Origin of the sequence: Rhizobium sp. BK112 (assembly GCF_014193215.1) — a bacterium.
Classification (GTDB): domain Bacteria; phylum Pseudomonadota; class Alphaproteobacteria; order Rhizobiales; family Rhizobiaceae; genus Rhizobium; species Rhizobium anhuiense.
Window position 1 is genome coordinate 775,422 of record NZ_JACHYZ010000002.1, and the last position, 21,871, is coordinate 797,292.

The 21,871-nt window shown below is 62.9% G+C and carries 24 protein-coding genes and 1 pseudogene; 17 read left to right on the forward strand and 8 right to left on the reverse strand.

From position 1 onward, the window contains the following. Window positions 1–7: 7 nt before the first annotated feature. Together FHT75_RS09325 and FHT75_RS09330 are read left to right on the forward strand one after the other, a co-directional pair. Window positions 8–400: a hypothetical protein gene (locus FHT75_RS09325; protein WP_047614341.1), complete on the forward strand. Its 393-nt coding sequence runs from the start codon at window positions 8–10 to the stop codon at window positions 398–400. Window positions 401–467: 67 nt separating this feature from the next. After that, window positions 468–638: a hypothetical protein gene (locus tag FHT75_RS09330; protein WP_176707420.1), complete on the forward strand. Its 171-nt coding sequence runs from the start codon at window positions 468–470 to the stop codon at window positions 636–638. 27 nt (window positions 639–665) lie between these two features. Here the strand turns inward: FHT75_RS09330 and FHT75_RS09335 are convergent, their stop codons facing one another. From FHT75_RS09335 to FHT75_RS09345, 3 genes are read right to left on the reverse strand one after another with little or no spacing between them, the layout of a single operon-like run. After that, a complete protein-coding gene (locus FHT75_RS09335; protein WP_063476669.1) occupies window positions 666–1,829 on the reverse strand; it encodes a Gfo/Idh/MocA family protein in 1,164 nt (387 codons plus the stop codon). 10 nt (window positions 1,830–1,839) lie between these two features. Continuing rightward, entirely contained in the window at window positions 1,840–2,763 is a 924-nt protein-coding gene (locus FHT75_RS09340) for a TIM barrel protein (protein ID WP_063476670.1), read from the reverse strand. A gap of 32 nt (window positions 2,764–2,795) precedes the next feature. Next, complete coding sequence (locus FHT75_RS09345) at window positions 2,796–3,710, reverse strand: sugar phosphate isomerase/epimerase family protein (RefSeq protein WP_183844655.1); 915 nt, start codon at window positions 3,708–3,710, stop codon at window positions 2,796–2,798. 197 nt (window positions 3,711–3,907) lie between these two features. Here FHT75_RS09345 and FHT75_RS09350 point away from each other — a divergent pair, with 197 nt between their 5' ends. Next, a complete protein-coding gene (locus tag FHT75_RS09350; RefSeq protein WP_047614349.1) occupies window positions 3,908–4,912 on the forward strand; it encodes a LacI family DNA-binding transcriptional regulator in 1,005 nt (334 codons plus the stop codon). A gap of 38 nt (window positions 4,913–4,950) precedes the next feature. Here FHT75_RS09350 and FHT75_RS09355 read toward each other — a convergent pair whose 3' ends face one another. Next, complete coding sequence (locus FHT75_RS09355; RefSeq protein WP_063476672.1) at window positions 4,951–5,856, reverse strand: S1C family serine protease; 906 nt, start codon at window positions 5,854–5,856, stop codon at window positions 4,951–4,953. Between the two features lie 124 nt (window positions 5,857–5,980). After that, the gene (locus tag FHT75_RS09360; RefSeq protein ID WP_063476673.1) at window positions 5,981–6,922 is read right to left on the reverse strand and encodes an AraC family transcriptional regulator; all 942 of its coding nucleotides are present in this window, start codon (window positions 6,920–6,922) and stop codon (window positions 5,981–5,983) included. Between the two features lie 121 nt (window positions 6,923–7,043). On the opposite strand from FHT75_RS09360, the gene FHT75_RS09365 reads away from it, so the two are divergent. From FHT75_RS09365 to FHT75_RS09375, 3 genes are all read left to right on the forward strand, one after another. Continuing rightward, window positions 7,044–8,000, forward strand: a complete 957-nt coding sequence (locus FHT75_RS09365) for an SDR family NAD(P)-dependent oxidoreductase (protein ID WP_063476674.1) — start codon at window positions 7,044–7,046, stop codon at window positions 7,998–8,000. A 399-nt stretch (window positions 8,001–8,399) separates the two neighbouring features. After that, the gene (locus FHT75_RS09370; RefSeq protein ID WP_063476675.1) at window positions 8,400–9,803 is read left to right on the forward strand and encodes a PLP-dependent aminotransferase family protein; all 1,404 of its coding nucleotides are present in this window, start codon (window positions 8,400–8,402) and stop codon (window positions 9,801–9,803) included. Window positions 9,804–10,112: 309 nt separating this feature from the next. Beyond that, window positions 10,113–10,481, forward strand: a complete 369-nt coding sequence (locus FHT75_RS09375; protein WP_025554894.1) for a DUF983 domain-containing protein — start codon at window positions 10,113–10,115, stop codon at window positions 10,479–10,481. On the opposite strand, the gene FHT75_RS09380 is transcribed toward FHT75_RS09375, so the two are convergent. After that, window positions 10,451–11,377, reverse strand: coding sequence for a LysR substrate-binding domain-containing protein (locus tag FHT75_RS09380; protein WP_025554896.1), 927 nt, complete (start codon window positions 11,375–11,377; stop codon window positions 10,451–10,453). The genes FHT75_RS09375 and FHT75_RS09380 overlap by 31 nt on opposite strands. A 143-nt stretch (window positions 11,378–11,520) precedes the next feature. Here FHT75_RS09380 and FHT75_RS09385 point away from each other — a divergent pair, with 143 nt between their 5' ends. From FHT75_RS09385 to FHT75_RS09400, 4 genes are all read left to right on the forward strand, one after another. Further along, the gene (locus tag FHT75_RS09385) at window positions 11,521–12,132 is read left to right on the forward strand and encodes a glutathione S-transferase family protein (RefSeq protein WP_063476677.1); all 612 of its coding nucleotides are present in this window, start codon (window positions 11,521–11,523) and stop codon (window positions 12,130–12,132) included. Window positions 12,133–12,192: 60 nt separating this feature from the next. After that, window positions 12,193–13,125: a pyridoxamine 5'-phosphate oxidase family protein gene (locus FHT75_RS09390; RefSeq protein WP_063476678.1), complete on the forward strand. Its 933-nt coding sequence runs from the start codon at window positions 12,193–12,195 to the stop codon at window positions 13,123–13,125. Window positions 13,126–13,255: 130 nt separating this feature from the next. Continuing rightward, window positions 13,256–13,717, forward strand: a complete 462-nt coding sequence (locus FHT75_RS09395) for a DUF1348 family protein (protein ID WP_063476679.1) — start codon at window positions 13,256–13,258, stop codon at window positions 13,715–13,717. A gap of 22 nt (window positions 13,718–13,739) precedes the next feature. Beyond that, window positions 13,740–14,297, forward strand: a complete 558-nt coding sequence (locus FHT75_RS09400) for a TetR/AcrR family transcriptional regulator (RefSeq protein WP_063476680.1) — start codon at window positions 13,740–13,742, stop codon at window positions 14,295–14,297. A gap of 121 nt (window positions 14,298–14,418) precedes the next feature. Here FHT75_RS09400 and FHT75_RS36250 read toward each other — a convergent pair whose 3' ends face one another. Beyond that, a complete protein-coding gene (locus FHT75_RS36250) occupies window positions 14,419–14,550 on the reverse strand; it encodes a hypothetical protein (protein WP_280178068.1) in 132 nt (43 codons plus the stop codon). Window positions 14,551–14,706: 156 nt separating this feature from the next. Here FHT75_RS36250 and FHT75_RS09405 point away from each other — a divergent pair, with 156 nt between their 5' ends. Together FHT75_RS09405 and FHT75_RS09410 are read left to right on the forward strand one after the other, a co-directional pair. Then, the gene (locus tag FHT75_RS09405) at window positions 14,707–15,408 is read left to right on the forward strand and encodes a chitinase (protein ID WP_025554825.1); all 702 of its coding nucleotides are present in this window, start codon (window positions 14,707–14,709) and stop codon (window positions 15,406–15,408) included. A 54-nt stretch (window positions 15,409–15,462) separates the two neighbouring features. Next, complete coding sequence (locus tag FHT75_RS09410) at window positions 15,463–15,768, forward strand: Dabb family protein (RefSeq protein WP_003546748.1); 306 nt, start codon at window positions 15,463–15,465, stop codon at window positions 15,766–15,768. A 282-nt stretch (window positions 15,769–16,050) separates the two neighbouring features. Here the strand turns inward: FHT75_RS09410 and FHT75_RS09415 are convergent, their stop codons facing one another. After that, window positions 16,051–17,274, reverse strand: a complete 1,224-nt coding sequence (locus FHT75_RS09415) for an MFS transporter (RefSeq protein WP_063476711.1) — start codon at window positions 17,272–17,274, stop codon at window positions 16,051–16,053. A 521-nt stretch (window positions 17,275–17,795) separates the two neighbouring features. Between FHT75_RS09415 and FHT75_RS09420 the strand changes: the two genes are divergently transcribed. The 5 genes and pseudogenes from FHT75_RS09420 to ccmI form a co-directional block, all read left to right on the forward strand. Next, the gene (locus tag FHT75_RS09420; protein ID WP_025554677.1) at window positions 17,796–18,044 is read left to right on the forward strand and encodes a hypothetical protein; all 249 of its coding nucleotides are present in this window, start codon (window positions 17,796–17,798) and stop codon (window positions 18,042–18,044) included. 54 nt (window positions 18,045–18,098) lie between these two features. Beyond that, window positions 18,099–18,770 (forward strand): response regulator transcription factor, encoded by a 672-nt coding sequence (locus tag FHT75_RS09425; protein WP_018241306.1) that lies wholly within the window; start codon window positions 18,099–18,101, stop codon window positions 18,768–18,770. Beyond that, window positions 18,760–20,163 carry a sensor histidine kinase gene (locus FHT75_RS09430; RefSeq protein ID WP_025554680.1) on the forward strand — a complete coding sequence of 468 codons (1,404 nt, stop codon included), beginning with the start codon at window positions 18,760–18,762 and terminating at the stop codon, window positions 20,161–20,163. Before FHT75_RS09425 ends, FHT75_RS09430 begins: the two co-directional genes overlap by 11 nt. 118 nt (window positions 20,164–20,281) lie before the next feature. Further along, on the forward strand, window positions 20,282–20,704 hold the full coding sequence (locus tag FHT75_RS09435; protein ID WP_025554682.1) for a membrane protein: 423 nt from the start codon (window positions 20,282–20,284) through the stop codon (window positions 20,702–20,704). A gap of 50 nt (window positions 20,705–20,754) precedes the next feature. Next, window positions 20,755–21,871: pseudogene (gene ccmI / locus FHT75_RS09440) on the forward strand (c-type cytochrome biogenesis protein CcmI); the annotation flags it as partial.

A 21,871-nucleotide genomic window follows, 5' to 3' on the forward strand; every position in this document is an offset into this window, starting at 1 on the left:
AATTCCAATGTCCGTGCAGAGCAGCAGCAAGACATCGATTACCCAGCGTTTCGACAATTACCAGCCATCCAAGACGCTTCTCGTCTGGGCCTGCGTCGTCACGGCGATCGCCACGATGATCATCGGCTTCAGCTGGGGAGGCTGGGTCACAGGCGGCACGTCAAGCAAAGCGGCCGCCGCCGCCGGCGATACCGCACGCGGAGAATTGGCGTCGGCCATTTGCGTCGAGCGGTTCAAGGCGGCGCCGGATGCGAGCGCTAAACTGATCGAGTTCAAAGCGCTTAACGACGGCTACAAGCAGCGTCAGTTTGTCGAAGCGGGCGGCTGGGCAACCATGCCTGGGCAGACCTCGTCCGACAGCCGAAGTGTTCAAGGCTGCGCCACTGCGCTTGCCGTCTGACGCCGTTTTTCTAGAGCGCTCCGATATATCTGCGGAGCGCTCCCACTGTTGAAGCAGGAAATGACCCATGATCCGCTTTGAAAAAAAGAGCGACCCGCAGCCAGCCGCAGACGACGCCGGCGGCGAAAGCCTCAAGAAAGTCCCTGAGGCATCAGCCGACGGGCAGAAAAAAGCCGCCAACGACAGCACACGTCGCCGCGCGCCGCGGGCGGCGGAAGATGACGACCGGCTTATCTGAGCATAGCGTCACACCGCGGTTGACGGCCTAACGATAATCCAGCCAGACCCCGCCGGCGTCGGCGGACCGCACGCAGTTTTCCACCCAGCGCACCCCTTCCAGCCCGGCATCGACATCGGGAAAGACAAGATCCTCAATGCCCGCCGGCGCGAGGCCGCGCGCTCTGTTGATGGCAAAGCCGAAGCGACGGTAGAGGTTCGCCCAGGCTTCGAAAAGGCCTTCCGGATGGCCGCCGCCGATGCGGTCGTCGATCCTGGCCTCGGGATAGAGATAGTCCATGCCGCGCTCGAGAATGCGGGCGGGTTCCCCCTGGATTTCGTAGGAGAGCTGGTTCGGCCGCTCATCCCACCATTCGATGCTGGCCTTCGAGCCGACGATGCGGATCTTCTGGCCGTGCATGGAGCCGGCATTGACGGCGCTCGACCAGATGGTGGCGATCGCGCCATTGTCGTATTCCATCAGGGTCACCGCATTGTCCTCCAGCGGCGCGCGGCTTTTGACGAAGCTCTGGCGGGTGCAGAGGAGGCGGCTGATCTTGAGGTGCGGCAGAATGACCTTGGCAATGTAGAGCGGATGGGTTCCGACGTCGCCGAGGACATAGCTGGGGCCCGCGAATTTCGGATCGACACGCCAGCGCGTCGACGGGTTCTGCTCCTCCACCGCAGCACTGTGGAAGCCGTGGGCAAATTGCAGGTTGACGATGCGGATCTCACCGAGATCGCCATTCCTGACCATGGCGCGCGCCTGCTCGATCATCTGATGGCCGGCATAGCCATAGGTCACGCCGACGATCCGACCGCGCGCTTTTGACAGCGCCTTCAACTCCTCGGCTTCGGCGATGGTAAAGCAGAGCGGCTTTTCGCAGATCACATGCAGATCATGTTCGAGAGCTGCCTTGCAGATCGCGAAATGGGTATTGTTGGGAGTTGCGATCGACACCGCTTCGATACCGTCGGCGCGTGCGGCTTCGGCGGCAAACATCGTCGCATAGTCCGGGTAGCTGCGGGCTGCGTCGAGCCCGAGATCTAGACCGAAGGCGCGCCCGCGCTCGGGATCGATATCGAAGGCACCCGCCGCAAGGGCAAAGACGTCGTCGCGATGCGCCGCCGAGCGATGAATATAGCCGATCTGGCTGCCTTTGCCGCCGCCGACCATGCCCCAGCGGATCGGCTTTCGCCTGTCATTCGTCATAGTGTTTTCCCTAAAAACCAACGGACCTGAGGTAATCGCGGCTTTGCTTCACATCGTCGAGGCTGCCGGCGACATTCCTCGGATCGCGCTCCTGCTCGACGGTGATGAAGCCGTGATAACCGATCTCCTCGAGCGTCCGCTTGACGGCGGGGTAGTCGATGACGCCGCGGCCGATCGGGCACATCACGCCCTGTCCGCAGGCCTCGAAGAAGCGGATCCTTTCACCGAGCACGCGGTCGAAGACGGCCTGGTCGATATCCTTGAAATGGACGTAGTCGAGCCGGTCGGCATAGCGGCGCAGCGTCTCCACCGGGTCCATGCCGGCATAATAAGTATGGCCGGTGTCGAGGCAGAAGCCGGCGACTGCCTGCGGAATGTCGGCCGCCACCCGCTCGATCTCGTCGGCGAATTCGATATAGCCGCCCGCATGCGGATGGATGACGGCGCGAACGCCGTATTTGCGCTGAGCAAGTTCGGCGATCGCCGTGATATTGGCGATCATCCCGGCCCAGGCCTTGTCGTCGAGGCGCGGCGCACGATCGGAATGGCCGGCGGCATAGTCTCGCTCGTCATGGCCCCAGTCCATGACCGTGAGATAGGGCGTCCTGAACCGCTGGCCCGCCACCTGTTCCGGCTGCGGCAGCCGGGTGATCACGGCGCAGATTTCGTCGGTCTGCCGCAGCAATGTCTCCCGGTTGTCGGGAGAGACCAGATCGTCGAAGATCGTGCCGGCGACGATGAACAGATTGCGTTCGGCAAGCGCCTTGGCGACCAGCGCATCGTCGAGCGGCACGTAGCCGTAGGGCCCGAGCTCAAGGCCGCCATAGCCGGCGGCGGCGGCCTCGTCGAAGACGCGCTCCCAGGCGGGAAGGTTCGGATTGCTGACGTCATCAACGCCCCAGCAGCAGGGGGCTGTCGTAATCGTGATGGTCACGGTTCTGTTCCTGATAGTGGTGATGCCGAGAGTCAGCCGCGTTTCCCGGGCCAGTATTTGTCGACATATTTCTGGATTTCGGCGAGCATGAAGCGGCCGGATTCATCGGCGCGGTCTTCCCAGCCGAAGACGCAGGCGGTGATGATGCCGTCGAAGCCGACAGCGGCGAGCGAGGAGAAGAACACATCCCAATTGATCTCGCCCTGGTACATATCCATGTGCTGATGGATCGTCACCTTGGCGCCCGGCGGGTTGATGATGTAGCGCAGCCCTGACGACGCCTTGTGATTATAGGTATCGGCCACATGCACATGGGCGATCAGCGGGCCGGCATCGCGGATCATCCGCGCCATGTCGTCACCGAAATAGAAGGTATGCGGCGCGCAATAGAGGAATTTGACGTTCTTCGAGCCGATAGTCTTCAGCATGTCGATCGCCGGATGCAGCGTTTCGCACCAGTCTTCCGGATGCGGTTCCATGTTGAGCGTGACACCCTCGCGCTCGAACACCGGAACGAGCTCTTCCATCGAGCGCCACCAGGCTGCCTCGCTGTGCTCGTGGGTGTGCATGCCGCCGCAGCAGTTGGAGCGCTGGCTGCGATCCGGTGACGGGCCGCGGCCGAATTCCGAGTTCATCGTATCGCAGCCCATTTCGGCCGCGATTTCGATCGCTTCCTTCCAGTAGCGCACCGCTGCCTGCCGCTCATCCTCATGCGGGCTCGCCCAGCGATACATCGGCAGCAGCGAGGCGAGCTGGACGCCATGATCCTTCAGCGCCGCCTTGAATTCCGCGATGCGTTCCTTGTGTGCCCGCGGGCGCACCCACCAGGGCAGGAAATCGTCACGCGGCGAAAGCTCGATATGCTCATAGCCGAGCTCCGCCGCCTTGCGGCAGAGGTCGTTGAGGTTGAGGTGACGGTGCATATGCGGGTCGAGTGCGATCTTCATCTGGTTCCTCCGTCATCCCCAGCCATCGCCGGCGGACGCTCCTTGATCTCGTTTCATGCTTCCGGTGCTCCTCCCGGATTGCCGCCACGATACTGCCGCGGCGCCTCGATATTCCAATGCTTCGATGATCAAATTTGATCATTGACCGTGCGAAGCGCGGATGCTCTGCTGTGTCAGCTTTGGGAGTGAATAAGCCTGTGACGAAGGTGACTTTGAAGGATGTGGCCCGGGAAGCCGGCGTCGGCACCGCGACGGTGGAGCGCGTCCTCAATAATCGCGGCGGCGTACGGCCGGAGACGGTGGAGAAGGTGTTTCTCGCGGCAAGACGGCTTGAATACCGGCAAAGCCTGCCGGTGGCCCATCGCGGCCTGATCCGGATCGAGGTGATCCTGGTTCGCCCGGAGACCAGCTTCTATTCGCGCCTGAACCGGGCGTTCGAGCGCATCGCCGCCTCGCTCGACGACAGCATCGTCGTTCACCGCACCTTCGTGCGCGAGAACGAGCCGGCGCAATTTGCCCGCTATATCGCCAACCCGACGGCCCGCCGGTCGGCGCTGATCGTGGTCGCGCCCGACCATGCCGATGTCGTCACCAGCGTGCGCAAGGCCGCAGAGCTCGGCATTCCCGTCGTCCAGATCATGACCCGTCCGGCCCCCGAACTGCCCTATGTCGGCATCGACAATTATGCCGCCGGCCGCACCGCCGCCCATTACATGTCGGGCATGCTGGCGCAGCGCCCCGGCTCCTTCGTCGCTCTCTGCCATAGCGGCGCCTATGAGAACCATAAGGAGCGAATCCGCGGCTTTTCCGCCTATCTCTCGGACCATGCTTCAAACGAGCATCGTTTCACCGAAGTCATGTTCGATCTCGACGACGAACACAATGCCATCGAACTGTTGCAAGCGGCGCTCAGGCGGGAGCCCGGCATCATCGGCGTCTATAGCGCCGGCGGCGACAACAAGGGCGTTGCCAGGGTTCTCGCGGCCAACAAGGCCGGGCGGCCCTTCTGGGTCGGCCACGAATTGACCGGGCAGACGCAGGACTATCTCCGTCGCGGTATCATGTCGATCGTGCTCGATCAGGCGCCGGAGGTCCAGGCGAGGCGCTCGATAGACCTTGCCCTGAACAGGCTTGGTCTCATCGAGGTGGAAGTCAGCGCCGAGCCAGTGCGCTTCCTGACGATCACGCGGGAAAATCTTTGAGGTGGATGTAATCGGCGTTTTGGGGCGCCGGCGCGCCGCTATTGCAACTGAGGCTTCTTGAGAAAGCTGTTGCGGTCGGCGGACTTGATGCGCAGCCAGGCTTCCCGGCCGTTCCTGAGGACCCGCATGGGGATCTCGGCGCCGGCAGGACCGCTGCTCCAGAGCTTGCGGTAGAAATCGGCCAGGCCGTCGACCTCCTCGTCGCGGATCTCCGAGATGATATCGCCCTGCCGCAGGCCCGCCTGGGCGGCCGGACCGCCTTCGGCCACGCTCATCACCACCACGCCGCCATTGCTCTCGGCGGAGAAGGCACCGAGCCAGGGCCGCGGCGGCTTGTTGACCTGGCCCCGGTTCAACAGATCGTCGAGGATCGGCGGTAAAAGGTCGATCGGCACGACCATGTTGATATCGGCGACCTCGTCGCCCTGGCTCATCTGCAGGCGAAGCGAACCGATGCCGAGAAGTTTGCCGTCCGAACCGATCAGGGCTGCGCCGCCCCATGAGGGGTGGGCCGGTGCGGTGAAAATCGCCTCGTCCAGCAGATATTCCCAGTAGCCGGCAAATTCCTGCCGGGCGACGATGTTTGCCTGGACGAATTCTCCGATCCCATCGGCGAGCACGACGGGATCGCCGGGCTTGGCCGTGGCCGCGTCGCCGAGATCCACCGCCGGCGCATTCAGCGGGCCAAGCGCCTGCACCAGGCCGAAGCCGCTCTCCTGATCGTAGGCAAGCGCATGCGCGGGAACGACGCGCCCGTCATGGGTCGTGAGCCATACTTCTTCAGCCTCGGTGATGAGATAACCGATGGTCAGCACCAGCCCGTTGTCGCGAATGACCACGCCGCTGCCCTCCCGGACAGTGCCCAGCGTCTGCGCTGTGAAGGCATCTTCCGGAATGGAGGAACGGACGGCCACGACTGACCGCAGAATCGGATCGATATTCATGCTTTTATCCCGATGGGCGCCGGAGCATTCTTCCTTGAATAGGTAAGAGAATGAACGGCGGGTGCAAGGCCGTATCGGACGGAATTTCGGCAGGCCAACGCTGATGCCTGCACCAATCAAGGTTTCACGGAGTGCCGAGACTATCTCGCATGGCCCCGGGCGGTTGAGCACGACCATATTGCCGCGGCGAGCATCCCATCACTCTCTTGAAAGCAGTGCTGAATGCGCTTTCGGATTCATAGCCGAGCGACAGGGCGACACCGGCGATTGCTTCAGCCGAGTTCGTCAATCGGTCACCTGCGAGAAGCATGCGCCAGCGCGTCAAATAATCCATTGGGGCAAGCCCGACCTTTTCCTTGAAGTGAAGAGCAAAACTCGACCGGGACATCGAGGCCCGTTCAGCCAGCGACTGCAAGGTCCACTTGCGGGCCGGATCGGCGTGCACCGCACCGATAGCCGCACCGATCCGCCGGTCGGCAAGCGCGAAAAGCCAGCCGACGCCGCGCGCATTCGGCGATGCGATATGGAGGCGCAATACCTGCATGAGCATGACATGAGCAAAATGCTCCGCCATCAGAAAGCCACCCGGCTGCTGGTCACGCAATTCGCGCGTCATCCGATCGAGACACCAGCGCAGCACGGCGGCATGATCGGAATCCTTCTTCACATGGACGATCGGCGGCAGGATTCCGAGAAGGATGTCCGAATTTCCTCCCGAAAAGGAAAAACGGCTGCCGATCAGGAAGAAATCGCCGCCGCCGCCGCAAGTTGCAATCCCATCGCGGGCGATCGAATAGATCGCATCGGACGGGATCGGTTCGAGAGTCGGATCGCTGGCGAGACGAAAGGCTCGGCGGCTCGTCAGCAGAAAGCAGTCGCTTTCCTCGAGGCGGACAGCTTCGGGGACGCCATCGACGCTCAGCCAGCACCCGCCTGATATCACCGCGTTGAACTTGATGCCATCAGGGGGCGGAAAATCGATCGCCCAAGCACCGCCAGCGTCAAGCCCCGCGGAAACATAGCTGCGCGGTTTGAGCAGTGCGAGAACATCGGATAATGGGTCCATGAAGAAATCCGGACGATGGCGAACAGATAATGGACTCTAGCGCATAGATCGTCTGGAGGCCGCGCCTTATTCTCGCAGCCGTCGTACCGAGCGACGGCAACACGGAACAAGGGTAATTATCATGAATGACAAACAAGTCCCCATCGGCTCCGGATTTGGAGCCCACACGACTGCCGACGAGGTTCTGGCCGGTCTCGATCTTTCCGGCAAGCGCGCCATCGTCACCGGTGGCCATTCCGGCCTCGGGCTCGAGACCACACGGGCTCTGGCGGGCGCGGGCGCTAAAGTGATCATCGGCGCAAGGAGCATCGAGGCGGCGCGCAGCGCGGTCGCCGGCATCGATGGCGTAGAGATTGATCGGATCGACCTTTCCGACCTCGAAAGCGTTCGCGTCTTTGCCGAGCGGTTCGTCGCGTCTGGCCGCAGCATCGATATGGTGATCAACAGCGCCGGCATCATGGCCTGCCCGGAAACGCGTGTCGGCGACGGATGGGAGGCACAGTTCGCGACCAACCATCTCGGCCATTTTGCCTTGGTCAATCGCCTTTGGCCGGCAATCTCGCGCGGCGCTCGCATCGTTTCGGTTTCCTCCGGTGGCCATCGCAACTCCGCCATACGATGGGAGGATATGCAATTCGAGACCGGTTACGACAAATGGCGGGCCTACGGCCAGTCGAAGACTGCCAACGCACTTTTCGCCGTGCATCTGGACAGGCTCGGGCGCGACAGCGGCATCCGCGCCTTCTCGCTGCACCCGGGCAAGATCTTTACCCCCTTGCAGCGCCATCTCGCAAAGGAGGAAATGGTCAGTGCCGGCTGGATCGATGCGGACGGCAATCCGATGGATCCGACGTTCAAGACGCCATCCCAGGGGGCCGCCACGCAGGTCTGGGCGGCGACCTCGCCGCAACTCGACGGTATGGGAGGCCTCTATTGCGAGGACTGCGATATCGCCATCCGCGCAACGGATGGAGAACCCGGCGGTGTCAGCGACCATGCAGCCGATGCCGAGGAGGCAGCGCGCCTATGGATCCTGTCGGCAAGGTTGACCGGCATTGACGCTTTCGCGACGGCCTGAAGCCATAGCTCGCGGCAAACCCTCGTCAATGCGTGCTGAAGACGCTGCCGATTGTCTTGCCGTCCTCGTGGCTCACCCGGGACTACTCGGGTGAAAGCCCGATCAACTCGATCCGCAGCGCCTCGCCGGGGGGATGTTGCCGGAAAAGAGATCCCGCGGTGGATGACGGCCGGTTGCTTTCTGGGAAACCAATGCTGACGTGCCAGATTGTATTTGCGCAAATAGCAGTCAAATCCGGCGACAATCCGTCATTAAAACGTATCAAGGAGTGCGAAAAAGCTGCGCCATACCGGCCAGCGTCGCTTCCCCAACTTGGCGCGCGACATTTTTCGTGACAGCGGCATTGTGCAACAATATACCGTCAATCTCATCAGGAATCAGACTGACACGGATCACGACATGAAAGACTGGCATCCCGATCTCAGCCGCAGCAGCAGTCCTCGTTATATGGCGATCGCCGACGTGATCGAACTGGATTTGCGCAGCGGGCATCTGGTGGTTGGGGACCGGCTGCCGCCGCAACGTGAACTCGCCAAGCGGCTGAATGTCGATTTCACGACGGTAGCCAGAGGTTATGTCGAGGCGCAGAAGCGCGGGCTGGTGGATTCGCATGTCGGCCGGGGCACCTTCGTCACCGGTGGCGCCGACAAGGAGCGCCAGGGTTTTGCGCCCGACGCCGCGCCCGATCCCCGCCGCGCCTCCGTCGTCGATTTCTCGATGAACATGCCGCCGGAGCCGGATGACCCGGAACTGATTGCCCGCATGCGCGAGGGCATGTCGGCAGTGGCGGCGAGCCTCATTCCGCTGCTGCGCTATCAGGGTTTCGGCGGCTCCAGCATGGACAAGGAGGCTGCAGCCTCCTGGCTCAGCCGTCGCGGGCTGGTGCCGTCGCAGGAGCGGATCTTCGTCACGCCAGGCGCCCATCCGGCCCTGCTGGCGATTTTTGGTCTGCTGGCAAAACCCGGCGAAACCGTGCTTTCGGAAGTCATCACCTATCCCGGCATGCGCTCGATCGCCGCCCAGCTGCGGCTCAATCTGACCGGCCTGCAGATGGACGAGGACGGTATCCTGCCCGACGCCTTTGCCGAGGCCTGCGAGAGATTGAAGCCGAAGGCGCTTTATCTCAATCCGACGCTGCAGAACCCGACGACCCTGACCATCCCGGTCAGGCGGCGCGAGGAAATCTGCGCCGTTGCCCGCAAATATCACGTGCCGATTGTCGAAGACGATGCCTACGGCTTCATTCCGCAGCAAGGTCCGGCGCCGCTCGCGGCAACAGCGCCTGATCTGACTTGGCATATTGGCGGACTGGCAAAATGCATCGGTGCGGGCCTGCGCCTTGCCTATGTCGTGGCGCCCGACAGCAAGGCCGTATGGCCCTTCGTCAGCGCCATGCGCGCCAACAATGTCATGGCCTCGCCGCTGACCGTGGCGCTCGCCACCCGCTGGATCGAGGATGGCACCGCCGATACGATCCTGCGCTTCATCCGTGCCGAAGCCGCCGCCCGCCAGCAGATGGTCGCCACCATCCTGCCTGCCGGCAGCTACCGCGCCGATCCGATCAGTTTCAACATCTGGCTGCCGCTTTCCAACGGCTGGACCCGCTCCACCTTCGGCAGCCATACCCGCTCCTCCGGCATCGGCGTCGTCGCAAGCGATGCCTTCACGGTGGAGGGCACGGCGCCCGAGGCGGTGCGCGTCTGCCTCGGCGGGCCGATCACCCGGGAGAAGTTGCAGGGCGCGCTGGAATTCATGGCCCATGCGCTGGAAGGCCCGCCCGAGATGGCGGCCTCGTTCTTCTGACGTTCAAGCGTTGCGGCCGAACCCACCGGGCGCATCCGAAAGCCGGAAGCGGTCACCCATCAAATCTGCCGCGACTCGAACCGTTCGGGATGGCCGAATGCGGCCGCCGCATTCGGTGCGCTCCCGTTATGGCGCCGCTTTGATCTCCATTTTCATGTTTGCCGTTGATCAGCCCCGGCCAGCCGGCAGGAAACCTGCGGCATTCTGACGAGTTGACTGGTAATGCATTTGCAATGTAACCATATTGAATGCATTCAATGTGCGGAATTGATGGAATCAATGTTCCGCGCCAGATAGGACGAGGTCATCATGGACACCGAATATCCGCCACTTCCTCCGATACAGACCGGCATCAGGGGACGCTGCCCGCGTTGCGGCGAGGGGCATATGTTCAAGGGCTTTCTGACGCTGCAGCCGCAATGCGAGGTCTGCGGCCTCGATTATTCCTTTGCCGATCCGGCTGACGGCCCGGCCTTCTTCGTCATCTGCTTCGCCTGCATTCCGAGCGTGCTGCTTGGCGTCTGGCTGGAGGTGGCCTTTTCGGCGCCGATCTGGGTGCAGCTTCTGGTCACCGGCCCCTTCATGCTCGCCACCTGCATTCCGCCGCTGCGGCCGCTGAAGGGCTGGCTGGTCGCCAGCCAGTATTTCTACAAGGCGGAGGAGGGCAAGCTCGCCTGAGACTTGTTCAGCGTCGCGCGCAGGCGCGGCGTTGCGAAATCGAGCAGCGCCCGCAATTTCAGCGGCACCAGCCCTTGCGCGGGATAGACGAGATGCACCGGCGCCGGCGGCGGTTCGAAATCCTGGAGCAGCGGCACCAGCAGGCCGGCCATCTCGGCGCGTGCGGCCTGGTAGGAGAGCACGCGGGTGATGCCGAGACCGGCGACGGCCGCATCGACCGCGGCTTCGGCGGTGTTGACGGCAAGCCGCGAATGGATCGGCACGGTGAGATCGCGTTTCCCTTCAGTGAAGGTCCAGCTCAGCGCCGAGGCCATGCCCTCGAAGGTGACGCAGTCATGCGCGGCGAGATCGCCTGGATGCCGGGGCAGGGCGTGCCGCAAGAGATAATCGGGGCTGGCATAGACCGTGCGGCGGATCGCGCCGAGCCTTGTGGCGATCAGGTTGCTGTCCGGCAGGTTGCCGATCCGGAGCGCCACGTCGATATGATCCTCGACGAGGTTCGACAGCCTGTCGCCGAGCATCAGCTGCAGATTGATATCGGGATAGGCTTTCAGGAAATCCACCACGACGGGCAGGACATGCAGCCGCCCGAAGACGATCGGCGCGGTCATCGTCAACTCGCCTTTCGGCGCACTGTATTCGCCGGCAGCAGTCCGTTCCGCTTCTTCCACCCGGTCGAGAATTTCCCGCGCCGCCTCGACATAGGAGCGGCCCGCTTCTGTCAGCGTGATCTTGCGGTTGCTCCTCTGCAGCAGCTGGGCGTTGAGATGGGCTTCCAGGTCCGAAACCTTGCGGCTGACGGTTGCGAGTGGGGATCGCAGATGCCGTGAGGCGGCCGACAGGCTGCCCTGTTCGACAACGGCGAGAAGCACGGTCATGGCGTCGAGGCGGTCCATCCTATCCTTCCATGAATTGGGAGTATGCCTTCCAGATTAGCATTCTACTGTAGTCAGATGGAAGGCAGTAAATTCGCCGCAGATGGTTTCGAAACGGCCATCGCTATCGCGTCCCGTCGATCAGGAAGACCAAAGGAACCATCATGAAACTCTACCATCACCCGCTTTCCGGCCATTCGCACCGGGCCCATTTGTTCCTGTCGCTGCTTGGCGTGCCCTATGAACTGGTCGAGGTCGACATGGCGGCGGGCGCCCACAAGGCGCCGGGTTTCCTGAAGCTCAATCCCTTTGGCCAGGTGCCGGTCCTTGACGACAATGGCACGGTCATTGCCGATTCCTCTGCCATTCTCGTCTATCTCGCACGCAAATACGGCCGCACTGACTGGCTGCCGGAAGAGGCGGTGGCCGCGGCGCGGATACAGAAATGGCTCTCGGTTGCGGCAGGCGAGATCGCCTACGGGCCATGTGCTGCACGCCTGGTCACCGTCTTCGGCGCCGACTTCCGCACCGACGAGGTGATCGCCCGGGCGCATCGCATTCTGGCGCTGATCGAGGCGGAACTCGACGGCCGCAATTTCCTGCTCGGCGGCAATCCCGTGATCGCGGACATCGCGCTCTACAGCTACATTGCCAATGCGCCGGAGGGCAATGTCGATATCTCGGCCTATCCAAACGTCCGTGCCTGGCTTGCGCGCATCGAGGCGCTGCCGGGCTTCGTCGGCTTTCGCAAGACCAAGATCGGCCTTGCCGCATAAGATCCTCCGGGGCGGATCACCGTCCCGGTTTCCCAAACCATGCCCGCAAGGAGACCCGTGATGCTGGAGCAGACAAGACAGGACGCGCCGTCACCCTGGCATGAAGGTGAACTCGCCATGCAGCGCAGCGTCGGCGTCGTCGAGCGCATGGACGGGCCGGGACGCAATTTCCTCCGCAAGGCGATGCCGGAGCAGCACCGCGCCTTCTTTCCGATGCTGCCCTTTATCGTGCTCGGCGCGGTCGATGCCAAGGGCGACGTCTGGGCGACGGTGCGGGCTGGGCACCCGGGTTTCTTGGTCTCGCCGGAGCCGGAGATCCTTGATGTCAGCCTGGCGCGCGACCCGGCCGATCCTGCCGACGCCGGCATGGAGGATGGCGATGCGATCGCGATGCTCGGCATCCAGCTCGAGACCCGGCGGCGCAATCGGCTGAACGGTGTGATCCGCAGGGCGGATGCCGGAACTTTCCACGTGCGCGTCGGCCAGAGTTTCGGCAATTGCCCGCAATATATCCAGCCTCGCTCTTCCGCCTTTGTCCGCGATCCCGATCTGGCCACAGCGATACCGCCGCTTCATTCCGGCCATCTCGACGATCGGGCGCGGCGGATGGTCGAGGGAGCCGATACGTTCTTTGTCGCCTCCTATGTCGATCGCAACAATGGTGAACGGCAGGTGGACGTGTCGCATCGCGGCGGCTACGCCGGCTTTATCGATGTCGGCGCCGATGGCGTGCTGACCATTCCCGATTTTCCCGGCAATCGGTTCTTCAACACGCTCGGCAATTTCCTCGTCAACCCGAAGGCGGGGTTGGCCTTCGTCGATTTCGCAACCGGCGACATGCTGCAGATGACGGGAAGAGCCGAGGTGCTTCTGGAGTCCCCTGAGATTACCGCCTTTCCACGGGCGGAACGGCTGTGGCGTTTCACCCCCGAAGCGGTCGTGCTTCGCCCGGATGCCCTGCCGCTGCGCTGGAGCCTGCCTCGCGACCTCTGAGGGGAAACACCGTTTCGTCCCACCTTGCCAATCATTGTACCGATCGGTACAATGATTGGCATTCAGTACCGGAGAGCTCCTTGTCCAGGAGAACCCCTTGTCCAGGAGAACCCCTTGTCCAGGAGAACCTATGTCCAGCCTCGTCCCGCCCTTCACCCTTGAGACCGCCACCCAGAAAGTCCGTCTCGCCGAGGACGGCTGGAACAGCCGTGATCCCGAGCGCGTCTCGCTTGTCTACACGCCGGACAGCCGCTGGCGGAACCGCGCCGAATTCATCACCGGCCGCGCCGAGATCGTCGCCTTCCTCACCCGCAAATGGGCAAAGGAGCTGGATTACCGGCTGATCAAGGAGATATGGGCCTTCACCGATCATCGCATCGCCGTGCGCTTTGCCTATGAATGGCATGACGACAGCGGCAACTGGTTCCGCTCCTATGGCAACGAGAACTGGGAGTTCGACGCCGCCGGCCTGATGCAGCGCCGCTTCGCCTGCATCAACGATCTGCCGATCCGGGAATTGGAACGCAAATATCATTGGCCGCTCGGCCGACGGCCGGACGACCATCCCGGCCTGAGCGAACTCGGTCTCTAAAGCGAACCAGGGAAGGCCGCGGGTGAAGACCGTCTACGAACGCGCCGACATCGTACCGCTGCTCGCCGAAATCTTCCGCGAGCTCGGCTATGAGGGCACGTCGCTCAGCCGCATCACCGAACGCACCGGCATCGGCAAGGGAAGCCTTTATCACTTCTTTCCCGGCGGCAAGGAGGAGATGGCGGGCGCCGTGCTCACCGAGGTCGATGCCTGGTTCGAATATGCGATCTATCGGCCGCTGAGAGAGGACGACGCCCATCAGGCGATCGCGGCGATGTGGGCGAATGTGAACGATTATTTCCGTTCCGGCCGCCGCATCTGCCTCGTCGGCGCCTTTGCGCTTGATGAGACCCGGGAACGGTTTTCAGCAGCGATCGGCAACTATTTCATCCGCTGGGTCGGCGCCTTGCGCTCGGCGCTGATGCGGGCTGGCTGTCCGGAGGAGGAGGCGCTGGCGCTCGCCGAGGAGGCCGTCGCGGGCATTCAAGGCGCGCTGGTGCTGTCGCGCGCGCTTGATGATACAGCAGTTTTCACCCGATCGCTGGAAACGCTGGCGAAACGGCTTGATGCTGTGATGTGATGAGTCAGGCCATCGGGACGTTGTGGCAACTGTGAAAATTCGCCCGGCCACGATTGACTGGCCGGGGCATTGATCGGGCGCGGGTGGCGCTCGAGCTTACGTCGGTATCGCTTTGCGTATATCAGCGTTGTTGTTGAGGCTGTTGGGCCGGGCGCGTATTTTCCCGTTCAGGGCGAATCTGGCGCCATTCGTTTTCCATCTGGTCGACAACGTGCTGGGGAATGGTGGTCGGGGCATTGGCAGGCATCTGCATCGGAAGTCTCCTCTTTTCGTGATAAGGCTTCAGGGCAAGAAGATGCATTGCACAAGACAAAAGGTGTGTAAATCAGTGGCTTAAACACTTTAAACGATTAAATAGATTTTAATCGATTAAGACGGTTTTAACCATGAAATTTATGGGAAGCGCGGAATGGTTGTCCACATGGATCGGGCCTTCTTTTTCGATACTGTGCGGCGCGAACTCTTCAAGGGAGAGCTGACGCAGCCTCAGGTAGTGGGCATCACGGCGATTCTCGACGCCTGGGAAAGGCGGTTTGCCGATGCCGACTGGCGCTGGCTCGCCTATATCCTCGCAACCGCTTATCACGAGACCGCCTACACGATGCAGCCGGTCCGGGAGACGCTGGCCGATAGCGATGGGCGCGCGGTCGAGATCCTGGAGACGGCCTTTGCCGCGGGCCGGCTTTCCTGGGTAAAGACGCCCTATTGGCGGCCGGATGAGGATGGCCGCAGCTGGCTCGGTCGCGGTCTGGTGCAACTCACCCATAAGCGGAATTATCAGGCGATGAGCGTGCTGACGGGCATCGACCTCGTTGCTGATCCCGACCGCGCGATGGAGATGGACGCGGCGGTGACGATCCTGATCGAAGGCATGCTGCAGGGCAGCTTTACCGGCCACAAGCTTGCCGATCACCTGAACGCGACGACCGCGGACTGGGTGAATGCGCGCCGCATCGTCAATGGTACCGACCGGGCGGAAAAGCTCGCAGCCTATGCCATGGCCTTCGATGCGGCGATACGTCCCGATGCTGCGCATGGCATGCGCGCGCGGTTGAAGGCCTGGGGCGCGCGTGTTATCGCCCGGCTGAGATCTGGAGCGCCGCGCGTCTGACAGGATGCGCCAAGGTCGCTGCATCATTTTGACAAATCTGACAGGAGCTTCCGCGTGATCCGCCATATCGTCTTCTTCACCGTGCAGGAGGAACATCTGCAGGAGGTGAGGGCCGGGCTTTCCATACTGACCGGCATTCCGCATGCGCGGCTTTTGGAAATCGGCACCAATGTGAAGACCGATCAGCTGGGCACCGAGATCGATCTCGTGGTCTACGGCGAATTCGACGACGAGGCGGCCCTTGCCGCCTACAAGGCCCATCCCGATTATCAGCTCTCGATCGATCGCGTGCGGCCGCTCCGGGAAAAGCGCATCGCCGCCGATTACGACAGCCGCACGGCGGTGACGCGGCCGCTCTGATTTCCCCAGGCAGCCGGCGGTCGATCTACATTTCGTTGAAATTTCAAGTAGATGAGAAGCCATCCGGATTCGCATCGCCCTGAATTTGACTCAACTTCTGAGCCACCGGATTCAATTTTCGAAAAGGCGACGGCAACCGATTCAAAAGATTCGCCAAAAGCGGCGGCCGTTTCATTGCCAGATCGCTGCAGCGGTGGCGTTGGGTGACGCGAAGGTGCTCTCGTCTCGATGTCGATCATAATCAAGACAGATTAAGAATGGCTGATTTTACGGGCCGGGCTCTCACGGAGCGACCGGACTCGGCTGCGATGCGTGGGCGCCGCGCACCAGCCCCATCAGCATCAATATGAAGCCCAGTGACAATGCCGCGAGAGCGGCGCAGGCAAAAAGCGCCGGGCCGGTGCCGGCGCGGTCGAGGATGGCGGTGAAGACGACGGGGGCGATGGCATTGGCGAGGTTTTGCGGCAGCGACAGCCGGGCCGATTGCAGGCCATATTCGCCCGGCGAGAACAGCGCCAGCGGTAGAAGCGCGCGGGCGACGGTCATGACGCCGGCGCCGAAGCCGTAGAGCAGCACGAAGGTGATGAGCAGCGGCGCCGACGGACTGGCGACCAGCATCGTCAGGAAACTGATCAGCATCAGCGCGATGCCCATGACCGCACTGAGCATGGGATTGCCGCGCCGGCCGAGCAGCATGTCGAGGAAACGCGCCGAGATGCCGAGGACGCCGCGCGCTGAGCCGAGTTGTAGCGCGAAGGCCGGTGAGGCGCCGGACTGGCGGAAGATTTCGAGCAGCGATGGCGAGATGCCGAAGGTGATGAAGGTCGTGATCGTCGTCGCCGCGGCAATCAGCAGGAACGCCTTGCGCCGCGCCGCCTTGGTGAGCGGTACCGGAGCGATTTCGGCCGTGCTGCCTTCGGCTTGCGCTACGATCGGTTTCGGCAGGGCGAAAAGATGCAGTGGCAGGCAGACGAAGAATTGCAGCGCCGCGCAGACGAGAAAGGTGAGCCGCCAGCCGACCGCCTCGTTGAGCAGGCTGAGGATCGGCCAGAAGATGGCGCTCGATAGTCCGGTGAACAGCATCAGGATGGCGATGACGCGTTTGCCGTTTACCCCTTCGCGCTCGACGACGGCGGTATAGGCCGGCGCCGACAGGCCGAACGCGCCGCCGATGCCGATGACGACCCAGGCGCTGGCATAGAGCACGATGCCGTTTGCGGCGGCAAGCAGCAGCAGGCCAAGCGCAAAGGTCAGCGACGCGGCCGAAAGCACGCGGGCTGCGCCGTAGCGGCCGAGCCAGCGGCCGGTCACGGGGCCGGCAATGGCGCTGACCATCATCATGATCGTCAGGCCGGCAAACGCCACCTCATTGGGCAGGCCGAGAGCGGGCGCCACGACGCGGCCCATGACGCCGAGCATGTCGAAAGTCGTGCCCCAGCCGATCAACTGGGTCACGGCAAGCACGGTGACCGTCTGCGCCGAGCGGAAGCGGGAGGATTTTGGCATTGGTGCGGAGCGGCCTGAAATGGGGAGCAGCAAGGACATAACAGTTTCAACCAGCCGGCGAAAGCGGCGATCGGCATTCCGCCGCGCCATCTGCGCCTTTCCCCGATCGGGCGAAAAGATGGAATGATGACATGAATGACACGAAACATCGGTACAATTTCAGGACGACCCGATGCGGGCTGAAGCGCGCGGACATCGGCCGGTCTATCCCGGCTGCCGTCGGCCGGAATCGGAACGGCGCGGCTGATTCGCAGACAATGGCTGTGGAGGGGGCTGCCGGCTCCGCGCCTTTGGGAGAGGTGATGAAGAATGGGTGGATCCCAAGGCCGGAGGGCATCATTTTCAAGCGTGGGCAAGGCCGTCGGAGCTTGCCGCGGCGGTGGTTTCCAGGTGCTGAAACCGGCTGTCCCGAACAGTCGAGAACAGTTCTAAACGCCCTGCATTACAGCGCATTCATTTGCCATTCAGGTCACGTGAGTACATATTCGGAACAAGTTGGCATTACCTTGAAAGCATAACACATGGCCTTTCCTCTGAGCGTCGCAGCATTGGCCGCCGGACTGGTGGTATCGGCGCCCTCATCGGACGCCACGAGCACCCTTGTCCTGCGCGTGGCAGGCGATTGCAGCGCCGCCGCAGCCCAGGTCGTCGAGCAGACGGGCGGCCAGCTCCTGTCCGTGCAACCGGTGGGCGATACCTGCATCATCACCGTTCTTGTACAGGGCAATGGGCAGCGTCCACGCAAAGTGACGGTAAAGGTTCCGATGTAAGCGGAATCGGCTTATTCAGGACATTGATGATTTCAAGCGGACGAAGGCGAACCGATGCGCATCCTGGTAGTCGAAGACGACGTTAATCTGAACCGGCAGCTGGCCGACACGCTGAAGGAGGCGGGCTATGTCGTCGACCAGGCGTTCGACGGCGAGGAGGGCCATTTCCTCGGCGACACCGAACCCTATGACGCCATCATCCTCGATATCGGCCTTCCGGAGATGGACGGGGTCACCGTTCTGGAAAAATGGCGCGGCGCCGGCCGCGGCGTGCCGGTGCTGATCCTGACGGCGCGAGACCGCTGGAGCGACAAGGTCGCCGGCATCGACGCCGGCGCCGACGACTACGTCACCAAGCCCTTCCATGTCGAGGAAGTGCTGGCCCGCATTCGGGCGCTGATCCGGCGTGCGGCCGGGCATTCCTCATCCGAGATCATCTGCGGCCCGGTGCGGCTCGATACCAAATCCTCGAAGGCGACGGTCAACGGCACGACGCTGAAGCTGACCTCGCACGAATATCGCCTGCTCGCCTATCTCATGCATCACATGGGCGAGGTCGTCTCGCGCACCGAGCTGGTCGAGCACATGTACGACCAGGATTTCGACCGCGATTCCAACACGATCGAAGTCTTCGTCGGCCGCCTGCGCAAGAAAATGGGCGTCGACCTGATCGAAACGGTGCGCGGTCTCGGCTACCGCATCCAAGCGCCGAAACATGCGAATTAAGTCGCTCACCGCACGTGTGTTGCTGCTGACCACAGTCTGGTCGACGGTGGCGCTCGTCGTGATCGGCCTGTTGATCTCCACCCTTTACCGCAAGAGCGCCGAACGCGGTTTTCAGGATCTGTTGCGGGCGCAGCTTTATAACGTCATCAATTCGGTGACGATCGGCGATCAGGGCGCGCTCAGCGGCAGCCCGCAGCTCGGCGATTTGCGATTTGCGCAGCCGAAGACCGGCTGGTACTGGGTGGTGGAACCGCTTGGCACCTATACGACGGCACCGCTGGTGTCGCCGTCACTCGGCTCTGCGCTCATTCCGGTTCCCTCGGTGGTCGAAGCGCCCTTCGACAAGAATTACGAGCGCTACTACCAGGTGACCGATGCCTCCGGAAACCGCGTGCAGGTGGCCGAAACCGAAGTCGTGCTCGATACCGACGGGCGCGCCGCGCGCGTCCGCGTCACCGGCAATGTCGATGTCGTCGAGGACGACGTGCGCACCTTTTCCCATAGCCTCTATCTGGCGCTTGCCGGTTTCGGCGTCGGCAGCCTGATCGTCAACGCGCTGGCCATTCTCTACGGCCTGAAGCCGCTCGACAAGGCACGCGCCGCACTGGAGCGCATCCGTGCCGGCGAGAGCGAGCAGCTGAAAGGCGACTTCCCGCGCGAGATCCTGCCGCTCGCCAACGAGGTGAATGCGCTGATCGACAGCAACCGCCGCATCGTCGAGCGGGCCCGTATGCAGGTCGGCAATCTCGCCCATTCGCTGAAAACGCCGATCGCCGTGCTCTTGAACGAGGCGCGCGTCTTGGAAAAATCCCATGGCGAGCTGGTGCGCAGCCAGGCGGAATCGATGCAGGGGCAGGTGCAGTCCTATCTCAATCGGGCCCGCATCGCCGCGCAGCGCGAATCCGTGCTCGCCCGCACCGATGCCGAGCCGGCGCTGGAGCGGCTGGTGCGCGTTATGCGCCGGCTGAACGTCGATACCGAATTCGATCTCGTCGTCTCGCCGCCGCATCTGGCCGTCGCCATGGAGCAGCAGGATCTCGAGGAGACTGTCGGCAATCTCCTGGAGAATGCGGCGCGTTTTGCCAAAAGCAGGGTGCGGCTTTCGGCCGTCGAGGCCGGCGACGACGTCAAGGGAGCGGAGGCCAGCGCACGCCGCCACTGGGTGGAGCTCGCCGTCGAGGATGACGGGCCGGGCCTGGAGCCGGACCAGATCCGCGAGGCCCTGAAGCGCGGCCGCAGGCTCGACGAGAGCAAGCCCGGAACCGGGCTCGGGCTTTCGATCGTCACCGAGATTTCCAGCGAGTATCAGGGACGGCTCGAGCTTTCCCGCGGCGAATGGGGTGGGTTGAAGGCGAAGCTTATCCTGCCCGGCATCACAAAGGATGTTGCATGAGCAACTACTTGATGTCACAAAGATACTGGCAAATGTATAGCATGCTTTGCCTTAATGCTGACACGGGGACGCTGCACTTCGATCGGCTGAAATTGACCCCTGATCGTGGTTCGACGCAATGATTTTACGCTCGCAAGGCATGATCGTTTCCGCTCTTCTCGTCGCCGTCGCGCTGTCCGGCTGCACGACGACGAAGAGCGCTGCTTCGCGCGGCATTTTTTCAGGCAAACCCCCGGCATCGGCCACCTTCATCACCGCGCTGCAGGGCGGCATCGTCGGCCGCAGCGGGGTGAACTTGAACGATAGCGACAAGCAGCGGGCGCTCGAGGCGGAATATCGGGCGCTGGAAGGCGCCGCCGTCGGCCAACCGGTGCTGTGGACAGGCAAGGATGTCACCGGCAAAGTCGTCGCGGCTGCACCCTATCAGGTCGGTTCGCAGAACTGCCGGCAATATACCCATACGCTGACCGTCGACGGCAAGGACACCGTGGCGCGAGGCGCTGCCTGCCGCAACGAGGACGGCAGCTGGTCGCCGCTCTGAATTGCGGCTTATAGCCTCAAATCTTCGTCATTCCGGCTTTGGTAGTTGGAATGAAGGCGCGCTTCACGTATTTGGGCCGGTATGCTGTTCTGGATTCTCGTTGCCGTTTTGACGGCAGTCGTCGCCGTCATCCTGCTCTACCCCCTTCTGCGCGGAGCGAAGGCGGCGGAGAATATCCGTGCGGGCGAGGCGGCAGTCTATCGCGACCAGCTGCGTGAACTCGACCGCGACCTCAGTGGCGGGCTGATCACCCCGGAGGAGGCAGACTACGCCAGGGCGGAAATCGGCCGCCGGCTGATCGCCGTCTCTGCCGACGAACCGGTTGAGACGCCGAAACCCCCACGGCATCACCGTTTCACCGAGGCCTTCGTCCTCCTGGTTCTGCCGGTTCTCGGGCTCTGTCTTTACTTGGCGACGGGCAGGCCGGACCTGCCCTCGCAGCCGCTGGAAGCGCGGCTGGAAAACCCCGGCAACGATGTGGCGGTGCTGATCACCAAGGCCGAACGGCACCTGGCCGAGAAGCCCGATGACGGCAAGGGCTGGGACGTGCTGGCGCCGATCTATTTCCGCACGATGCGCGTCAACGATGCGCAAGTGGCATACCGCAATGCCATCCGGCTTCTCGGCCCGAGCCCGGTGCGGCTCGACGGCCTTGCCGAGACGCTGATGGCGGTCTCCGACGGCGTGGTGACGGAGGAGGCGCGCCAGGTGCTGGAACAGTCGCTGACGCTGGAGCCTGACAATCCGCGCGCCCGCTTCTACATCGCTCTCAGCAGCGAGCAGGCGGGACGGCGCGACGAGGCGCGCCAGGCCTTCGAGGCGCTGGCGAAGCAATCGCCGCCCGATGCGCCCTGGCTGCCGCTGGTCAACCAACACATCGCCATGAATGGCGGCGCGCCGGTAGCTGTTAATCCGGGCGCCGATTCGGCTGCCCCGGGCAATCCCACGCAGCAGGATGTTGCAGCCGCCGAGATCATGAACGCCGGCGACCGGCAACAGATGATCCGCGGCATGGTCGAAAGCCTCGATGCCAAGCTCAGCGCGGATCCGAACAATTTCGAGGGATGGATGCGGCTCGTCCGCTCTTACGCCGTATTGAACGATAGGGATCGTGCTGCCGGCGCGCTGAAGCGCGGGCTTGCGGCCTTTCCGCCGGCCGGCGAGCAG